Origin of the sequence: Campylobacter concisus, assembly GCF_002165815.1 — a bacterium.
Lineage (GTDB): Bacteria > Campylobacterota > Campylobacteria > Campylobacterales > Campylobacteraceae > Campylobacter_A > Campylobacter_A concisus_BH.
On record NZ_NDYN01000003.1, the window covers coordinates 63,137 to 71,547 of the forward strand.

8 protein-coding genes and 1 pseudogene are annotated in these 8,411 nt (G+C 41.5%); 2 read left to right on the forward strand and 7 right to left on the reverse strand.

Annotated features, from left to right (window positions below; genetic code table 11):
• The first annotated feature begins 119 nt into the window (after positions 1 to 119).
• Positions 120 to 2,159, forward strand: a complete 2,040-nt coding sequence (gene cooS / locus B9N65_RS03965; RefSeq protein WP_087582892.1) for an anaerobic carbon-monoxide dehydrogenase catalytic subunit — start codon at positions 120 to 122, stop codon at positions 2,157 to 2,159.
• A 199-nt stretch (positions 2,160 to 2,358) separates the two neighbouring features.
• Here cooS and B9N65_RS03970 read toward each other — a convergent pair whose 3' ends face one another.
• From B9N65_RS03970 to gltX, 6 genes are all read right to left on the reverse strand, one after another.
• On the reverse strand, positions 2,359 to 3,042 hold the full coding sequence (locus tag B9N65_RS03970) for an MqnA/MqnD/SBP family protein (protein ID WP_087582893.1): 684 nt from the start codon (positions 3,040 to 3,042) through the stop codon (positions 2,359 to 2,361).
• A complete protein-coding gene (locus tag B9N65_RS03975) occupies positions 3,039 to 3,311 on the reverse strand; it encodes a barstar family protein (RefSeq protein WP_087582894.1) in 273 nt (90 codons plus the stop codon). The genes B9N65_RS03970 and B9N65_RS03975 overlap by 4 nt, the downstream gene beginning before the upstream one ends.
• A complete protein-coding gene (locus B9N65_RS03980; RefSeq protein WP_021092069.1) occupies positions 3,308 to 3,814 on the reverse strand; it encodes a ribonuclease domain-containing protein in 507 nt (168 codons plus the stop codon). Before B9N65_RS03980 ends, B9N65_RS03975 begins: the two co-directional genes overlap by 4 nt.
• Positions 3,815 to 3,823: 9 nt before the next feature.
• Positions 3,824 to 4,450 (reverse strand): uracil phosphoribosyltransferase, encoded by a 627-nt coding sequence (gene upp, locus B9N65_RS03985; protein WP_012140343.1) that lies wholly within the window; start codon positions 4,448 to 4,450, stop codon positions 3,824 to 3,826.
• 90 nt (positions 4,451 to 4,540) lie between these two features.
• Positions 4,541 to 5,794 (reverse strand): malic enzyme-like NAD(P)-binding protein, encoded by a 1,254-nt coding sequence (locus B9N65_RS03990; RefSeq protein ID WP_087582895.1) that lies wholly within the window; start codon positions 5,792 to 5,794, stop codon positions 4,541 to 4,543.
• Complete coding sequence (gltX, locus tag B9N65_RS03995) at positions 5,791 to 7,170, reverse strand: glutamate--tRNA ligase (protein ID WP_087582896.1); 1,380 nt, start codon at positions 7,168 to 7,170, stop codon at positions 5,791 to 5,793. The genes B9N65_RS03990 and gltX overlap by 4 nt, the downstream gene beginning before the upstream one ends.
• A gap of 70 nt (positions 7,171 to 7,240) precedes the next feature.
• Between gltX and B9N65_RS04000 the strand changes: the two genes are divergently transcribed.
• Positions 7,241 to 8,071, forward strand: coding sequence for a peptidylprolyl isomerase (locus B9N65_RS04000; RefSeq protein ID WP_087582897.1), 831 nt, complete (start codon positions 7,241 to 7,243; stop codon positions 8,069 to 8,071).
• A gap of 83 nt (positions 8,072 to 8,154) precedes the next feature.
• On the opposite strand, the pseudogene B9N65_RS11355 reads toward B9N65_RS04000, so the two are convergent.
• Positions 8,155 to 8,411, reverse strand: a pseudogene (locus B9N65_RS11355) (YedE family putative selenium transporter); the annotation flags it as partial.

Below are 8,411 nucleotides of genomic sequence, written 5' to 3' on the forward strand. Positions count from 1 at the left end.
TAGTAACCAAATCTAAAATTTACACTAAATTTATCCTAAATCAATCTCTGTGAAAATTTTTGATGATATAATCCAAGACTTATCCAAAAGATAAAATTTACTTGCATAAGGAGCAAAAAATGCAAACAAACGACGAAATTTTAGGCATCAAGATCCAGAAATACGGACTTGATAAAGAGGCTAAGCCAAATGAAAAAGGCTTTTATGACTACAAAGACGAGGCAGAATTTACAGACTACTCAAATGCTATCTCACTTTATAAAAAAACCTTTCCAAATAAGCAAAAAGTAATCGAAGAAACGCCTGATCCAGCCGTTAGCGAAATGCTCCTAAAAATGCAAGATATGGGGATCGAGACTGTTTTTGATAGATTTGACAAGCAAAAGCCACAATGCACCTTTGGCATGGCTGGAATTTGCTGTAAGATCTGCTTTATGGGACCATGTAAGATCACATCAAAGGCAACTCGTGGCGTGTGCGGCGCTGATGCAGATGTCATCGTAGCTAGAAATTTACTCCGTCACGTAGCTGGCGGTGCTGCAGCTCACGGTGCAAGAGGCAGAGAAAACATGATAGCTCTTAAAAACGCAGCAACTGGCAAGCTAAATATCCCAATAGAAGGCGAAGAGAAAGTGCGTGCAGTCGCAAAGGCTTTTGGACTTGATGAGAGCAAAAGCATAAATGAGCTTGCCTCGCAGATCGCTGATATCTTGCTTGAAGATCTATCTCGTACCTTGCCACAAGAGCATAAAGCTATAAAGACCTTTGCTCCAAAAGAGCGCCAAGAGGTGTGGAAAAAGCTTGATATCTTGCCAATAGGCGTCTATCACGAGGTTACAGAGAGCCTTCACAGAACGAGCACTGGCACAGATGGCGACTGGCGAAATGTAATGAAGCAGTTTTTCCGCACAGGCCTAGCTTACGCTTGGTCAAGCACGCTTGGCACGTCTATTGCGATGGATTGTCTATTTGGTCTGCCAAAGCTAAATGACTCTAAGATAAATTTAGGCGCTATCAAAAAAGGCTATGTAAATATCGCTCTTCACGGACACTCTCCACTTTTAGTAAGTGTCGTCGTTAAGCTTGGCAAGAGCGAGAAATTTCAAAATTTAGCTAAAGAAAAGGGCGCGCTGGGCATTCAGTTTTATGGTGTTTGCTGTAACGGACTTTCGGCTATGTATCGCTACGACGGCGTTATACCGCTTTCAAACGCAGTTGGCGCAGAGCTTGTCGTTGGCACAGGGGCGCTTGATCTTTGGCTAGCTGATGTGCAAGATGTCTATCCTACCGTTATGGAGGTGGCAAGGTGCTTCAAAACGACAGTCATCACTACAAGCGACTCTGCAAGGCTTCCTGGGGCTGAGCATATCGGCTTTGACCATCATCACTCAAATATGAGCGAAATTCACGAGATCGCAGAGAAAATTTTATATAGAGCGCTTGAAAGCCACGAAGCTAGAAAAGGCATACCAGTGCATATCCCGCAATACGAAGTCGAAGCTAAAATGGGCTTTTCACTAGAAAATGTAAATAAAATTTTTGGCTCAACGCAGGTTATCGCTGATGCGATAAAAGAGGGCAAGATCCTTGGACTTGTAAATTTAGTCGGCTGCTCAAATCCACGCGTAGTTTATGAAAAAGCTGTCGTAAACGTAGCTAGAACACTTCTAAAAAACAATGTCCTAATCATGACAAACGGCTGCGCCTCATTTCCGCTACTAAAAACAGGACTTTGCAATGCAAATGCGCTTGAATACTGCGGAGATAGCTTGAGAGAATTTTTAGCCCCTTATAAGATCCCGCCGATCTGGCACATGGGCGAATGCTTGGACAACGCTAGGGCTTCAGCGATGTTTAATGCGCTTAGTCAAAACTTAAATACTGACATCAAAGACCTGCCATACGCATTTTCAAGCCCTGAGTGGTCAAATGAAAAGGGCATAGATGCCGCACTTGGCTTTAGACTACTTGGAATTTCATCTTACCACTGCGTCTTTGCCCCAGTTCAAGGCTCAAAAAATGTTGAGGAATTTATGGCAAATGGCACATTGCCGATCCTTGGCTCAAAAATGGTAGTAAATCTTGATCCTGTCGCACTTGCTGAAAATATCGTAGCTGACATGAAAGCAAAACGAGAAAAACTTGGCTGGAGAGCGTAAGATAAATTTACAAACTCTAGCACTTTAGTCTGCTCCAAAAAGCCACTTTGGCGGAGCAGATCTTATCAAATGTGATCAAAAATAAGATGAAATTTTGCTTCTAAAATACTTTTGTGATTTTGCTAAAAATAAGGTTAAGTCTTAATCCTAGATGGATTTTTGTATCGCAACTTTAAACATTTATAAAGTCTAAATTTATCTAAGCCTGCGATACAGCCTCTCTTAAAAATCTATCTTCTTTAAAAAATTTTCGGAGTGATTTTTGCTCTTTTGGGCCTATTTTGTAGCTTATAAATTTGAGATACCACTTGATATCTTGCTCGCTTATGTCACGGCTTTTAGCGTACTTGGCCAAGATATAGTTTGGGATCTTTACGTTTTTTTGTAGAAATTTTGCGACCAGTTTTTTGTAAAACGAGCCATTTTTTACGTAAGAAAATCTACCAAAAACAAAGGGCAAATTTGTCTTTTCGTGCCAAATTTGACCAAGGTCATAAAAGCACTCTTTGCCATCGCTTAAGTATGCCTTTAGCGCCCTGTCGCCTATGATCACCTCGCCGTTTAGTTTAAGCACCTTGGCTAGGGCGTTTGAGCTAGCTGAGGCAGGATCTGGCTTTGGGGCTGAGTTTTTGCGCACAAGCACGCTTTTTACATCTTTTTTGGCGACTATTCCAAAATTTAGCTTCTTTAAATTTGCCTTTTTGCTAGCTATGCTTGAGATAACCGCAGCGTCGATCTTTCTGGCGTTTAGGGCTCTATTTAGCTTGCTTGGCACACCTTTTTTAAACTCGATCGCCTTTTTGACCTGAGTTTTGAGTGGAGCTGATTTTAAAAAAACGTGAAATGGGAGTAAATTTAGATAATCAATCTTTCCAAATATCATTTTTTATCTTTTACAAGCTCAAATTTAACCATCTCGTTTTCGTTGCAAACATCATGAAATAGCCGAATTAAGCTCTCTTTCGTGTCACCTTGCAAGTCATCTTCGTTTTTTAGCTTTATGAGCGTTGGCTCATTTATCTCACAAAGACAGTCAAAGAGCGCGTCTAAATTTCTGCCGTAGTACTCTGGCAGGTCAAATTTCTTTGCAAAATACTCATGCATCTTCTCTTTTTCAAGCATTTTTTTAGCATCCAAGATCACGATTTTCATTGCATCCTCTTCTCATAAAGCAGGTAAAAATGCTCGTAGTGATCTGGCGTGTAGTAGATAAGCCCGTCGTTTGAGTATAAAATTCTCTCAGCGCCTCGCCTGCCGCCATTGTAATTTACATCACACTCAAACCACTTTCTACCATCAGCCTCAGGCAGCCTCTTTTCTCTGTTTGAAAATCTATCTCCACCGATACTTTTGCCGCCGCTTATCTGCCATAAATTTCCGCTTTTTGCGTCCCAGCCAAGTTCAAGTGCCTCTTTTTTGGTTATGAAATTTTTTGGTAGCTTGTTAAATTTATAGATATAAAGCGCGACCTCATCTTTTGAGGTATATGAGCCGTTTTCTGCGAGGCTCTGGCTCTTTTGCCCCTCTTTATTAAGCTGCTCAAGTAAAATTTGAGCGTTTTTGTTTGCCTCGCCGCCCTCTTTTGAAAAAAAGAAAGTACCGATGATGATAGCAATGACAAAGGCAACTAAGGCCGGCAAAAGTCTTTTGTTCAAATTTAGCCCTTAAAGAGTGTTAAAAACTCTATCGCCAGCGTCACCAAGACCTGGAACGATGTAGTTTTTCTCGTTTAGTTTCTCATCGATAGAAGCCGTATAGACCTCGACGTCTGGGTAAATTTCACTAAATCTCTTTAGCCCCTCAGGTGCGGCGATGATAGAGATAAATTTGATCTCTTTAACGCCCTTTTCACGCAAGAATTTGACCGCATCTATCGCCGTGCCGCCAGTTGCAAACATAGGATCGATGATGATCGCCATGCGCTCTTTTGCGTCTTTTGGAAGCTTTGCGTAGAAAAACTCAGCCTGCGCTGTCTCCTCGTTTCGCTGAAAGCCCAAAAAGCCAACACTCGCGTCTGGGATGATAGTAAAGACGCTATCAAGCATGCCAAGCGCAGCCCTTAAGATAGGGCATATCATCACCTTTGTAGTAAGCCTCTTTGCGTCTGCCAGTGCAACTGGGGTTTGGACTTTGACATCTTTTACCTTTAAATTTCTAGTCGCCTCAAAGATCATAAGGTAGCTGATCTCATCAACTAGCATGCGAAACTGAAAAGGTTGGGTGTTTTTATCACGTAAAATGGTTAATTTATGCTCGATCAATGGGTGTGAGATGAGCTTCACGTTTTGCATTTTTTGTCCTTAAATTTACTGTTTTTACAAGGTTTGTCTTTTACAAAATGCCAAGAGAAGAATTTAGCCCAAAATTTGGGCTAAATTTGATTAAAAACCTTTTGCAAGTTTAGCTTTGTAAGCCTCAACATCAAACTCTTTTACTCTCGCTACGCCATCTTCAACTGCAGCTTTTGCAACTGCTGGAGCGACCGCCGTTAGCACACGCTTATCAAATGGTTTTGGGATGATGTACTCCTTGCCAAATTTTAGCTCGCTAACGCCACTTGCTTTTAAAACTTCAGCTGGCACTGGCTCTTTTGCAAGCTGCGCAAGCGCTTTAGCTGCAGCCATTTTCATATTTTCAGTGATCTTTTTAGCCCTAACATCAAGCGCGCCTCTAAAGATAAATGGAAAGCCCAAAACGTTATTTACTTGGTTAGGATAGTCGCTTCTGCCTGTGCCCATCATAACGTCATCTCTTACAGCTACGACGTCCTCTGGGAAAATTTCAGGCACTGGGTTTGCCAAAGCAAAGATGATAGGCTCTTTGTTCATTGATGCGACCATCTCTTTTGTCACAACGCCAGGCTTTGAAAGACCTAAAAACATATCAGCGCCTTTCATCGCATCAGCTAGTGTCCTATCCTCAGTCTCAAGCGCAAATTCGACCTTCTCTGGAGTTAGGTCTGTTCTTTTTGAGTGGATGACGCCTTTGCTATCTATCATCACGATATGTTTTGCACCAAGTGCTTTATACATCTTCGCGCACGCTATGCCGGCTGCACCTGCACCACTAACTACGATCTTTATCTTAGATATATCTTTGCCAGAAATTTCCATCGCATTTATAATGCCAGCACTTGTTATCATCGCTGTGCCGTGTTGATCGTCGTGCATTACAGGGATATCGACTGCTTCTTGAAGCTTTCGTTCGATCTCAAAGCACTTTGGAGCGCGGATATCTTCTAAATTTATACCGCCAAATGTAGGAGCTAGAGCCTTGCAAATCTCAACGATCTTATCAGGATCATGCTCGTCTAGCTCGATGTCAAAGGCATCAACGTTTGCAAATTTCTTAAATAGCACCGCCTTGCCCTCCATAACTGGCTTACCAGCGATAGCGCCGATGTCACCAAGTCCAAGAACAGCCGTGCCATCAGTGATGACAGCCACTAAATTTGCTTTATTTGTATATTTGTAAGCTAGCTCAGTGTCTGCATTTATCTCACGGCATGGCTCAGCAACGCCTGGTGTATAGGCCATTGAAAGGTCTCTTGAAGTCTCGCAAGGTGTCTTTACCCTGATCTCGATCTTACCGCCGATGTGGTAGTTTAGTGCCTCTTCTTTAGTTACATGTGTCATTTCTCTTCCTTTAATAAATTTTGTATTCTGTTTTTGATCTCGCTGCTGCCTACTACTTCAAGCACTTCAAAGATACTTGGGCTCACGCTTGAGCCGGTTAGCGCTATCCTTAAGGCTTGAGCCAGGTCTTTTAGTTTTAAGCCATTTTGCTCTAAAAATTTATTAGTTAGCTCCTCGTAGCCCTTTGCGTCAAGGTCGCGGTCTAAAATTTGAGCAAATTTAGCCAAAATTTCTTTGCTATTTTCATTTATAAATTTAGCCCAAGCTTTCTCGTCATAGCTTTTTGGAGCGTTGATTATCGCATTTGCGCTATTTGCCATCTCGATTAAGGTTTTTGACCTCTCACGGAGCGAATTTAGCAGTAACTCACCCTTTACCAAAGCCTTAAAATCCACGCCAAACTCGAGCATATCGTGCGCTAGTCTCTCGTAAGGCAAGGTCTTGATGTAGTGAGAATTTAGCCAGTCAAGCTTTTGAGCGTTGTAGGTGCTTGAGCTTTTGTTGATATCATTTGGATTGAAGTATTTAAGCATATCCTCGATAGTAAAAATCTCATCATCGCCGTGACTCCAACCAAGACGAACGAGAAAATTTAAGAGCGCTTCAGGCAGATAGCCCATCTTTTTATACTCCATAACATCAGTCGCGCCGTGCCTTTTGCTAAGCTTTTTGCCGTCCTCGCCATTTATCATAGCGACGTGGTAAAATTTAGGTGTTTTAAAGCCAAGCGCCTCGTAAAGAACGATCTGTTTTGGGGTATTTGAGAGGTGGTCATCGCCGCGAATAACGTCAGTTACGCCCATTAACGCATCGTCTATCACAACTGTGAAGTTATATGTCGGTGTGCCGTCGCTTCTTGCGATGATGAAGTCATCCAAGATATCTTCAACCTTAAATTTAACCTCACCTTTTATGCCGTCATGTATGACGATCTCGCCGCTAAGTGGGGCTTTTATACGGATAACTGGCTCGATGCCAGCTGGAGGTGTGCCAGTAAAATCTCTATATCTATTATCATATTTTGGACGCTCTTTTCTAGCCTCTTGACTAGCTCTAAGCTCCTCAAGCTCCTCTTTGCTCATGTAGCATTTGTAGGCTTTGCCCTCATCAAGCAGCTTTTTAACATACTCTTTGTAAAGATCAAATCTCTTTGACTGATATGTCACTTCGCCGTCGTGATCAAGCTTGCACCAAGCAAATGCCTCTTTTATGGCTTGTGTGGCTTCTTCTGAGTTTCGTTTTAAGTCAGTATCTTCGATGCGGAGCAGAAATTTTCCATTGTTAGCTCTTGCGTATAAATAATTATAAAGAGCTGTCCTAAGTCCGCCTATATGTAGGTATCCAGTAGGCGACGGAGCAAATCTAGTAACTATCATTTTGTGCCTTATTTTTATGTTATAATTGCCCAAAATTATATTTACTAAATACTTAAATAAAGGTTTCATTATGAAAAAATTGCTCTTTTTGGCTGCTGGCGTGTTAAGTGCCTTAAATTTATATTCAGCTCAGATGATAAACGGCATCGCAGCTATCGTGGAGAACGAGCCTATCACGCTTTACGAGGTTTATAGCTTGAAGGAACAGCTAAAGACAACAGAGCAGGACGCTTTAAATTTGCTTATCAGAGATAGGCTTGAAGATGCGCAGATAAAAAACTTAAATTTAAGCGTTACGCCTTTTGAGCTAAACGACAGGATCGAGGCGATCGCAAAGCAAAATGGCATGACAAATTCGCAGTTTAGAAGCTCTATCCAAGCTCAAGGCATGGACTTTTTGGACTTTAAAAACAACTTAGAGCACAAGATGCTTCAAGAAAAGCTTTATAAAAGCATAGCTGCTGAGGCTGGCAAAAATATAAATGAGCAAAAAGCAAAGGCGTATTTTGATGCTAATCCTGATAAATTTAAGGTCTTTAGCACCGCTAGAGTCGTAGTTTATCGAGCAAAAGACCCTGAGCTGCTTGAAGCTCAAAAGACAAGCCCGAAACTGCTAGATGGCGTGCAAACACAAGAGGTCAGTTTGGACTATCAAAGCATAGACCCAAGACTTGCTGCGATCATCTCAGGCACGAATAACGGCGACTACACACAGCCTTTGCAAGGACCTGATAGCTTTGATATGTTTTTAGTAAAAGAGAAGATCGGCTCATACACACCAAGCTTTGCTGATGTAAAAGATAACGTTATAAACGAGCTTTACCAAGGCGAGCAAGAAAAATTAATGAGTGATTACTTCGAAAAACTCCGCGCAAAAGCAAAAATTCAAATTTTAAGATAACTTCAAATTTAGCCACTTTGGTGGCTAAATTTCTCTAAATTTAAAATTTATAAGCAAAAACCTGCAAAAGCAGCCAAATTTATTTAAGCTTTTTTAGTGAAAAATCCAACGTAAATAGCGTAGATAAAGCCGATCACTACGGCATACGGGGCAAAAGGTGTGATGCCAGCTCCTGAGCTTGCTAAGACTAAGATAAAGTTATGACTTATCGCAGCACCTGCTCCCATGCCTAAAAAAAGAGCTGAGCTTCAAAGCCAAATTTGTATTGATTTAGCACTAAATTTGTGATGCTTGCAAAAAGAACGATAGAGACTATGCCATAAAACATCGAGAAGTCACG

Bases quoted from the DNA above. Each gene is read 5' to 3' on its own strand.
- cooS (WP_087582892.1), top strand. From the start codon at position 120: ATGCAAACAAACGACGAAATTTTAGGCATCAAGATCCAGAAATACGGA.
- B9N65_RS03970 (WP_087582893.1), bottom strand. From the start codon at position 3,042: ATGATATTTGGAAAGATTGATTATCTAAATTTACTCCCATTTCACGTT.
- B9N65_RS03975 (WP_087582894.1), bottom strand. From the start codon at position 3,311: ATGAAAATCGTGATCTTGGATGCTAAAAAAATGCTTGAAAAAGAGAAG.
- upp (WP_012140343.1), bottom strand. From the start codon at position 4,450: ATGCAAAACGTGAAGCTCATCTCACACCCATTGATCGAGCATAAATTA.
- B9N65_RS03990 (WP_087582895.1), bottom strand. From the start codon at position 5,794: ATGACACATGTAACTAAAGAAGAGGCACTAAACTACCACATCGGCGGT.
- gltX (WP_087582896.1), bottom strand. From the start codon at position 7,170: ATGATAGTTACTAGATTTGCTCCGTCGCCTACTGGATACCTACATATA.
- B9N65_RS04000 (WP_087582897.1), top strand. From the start codon at position 7,241: ATGAAAAAATTGCTCTTTTTGGCTGCTGGCGTGTTAAGTGCCTTAAAT.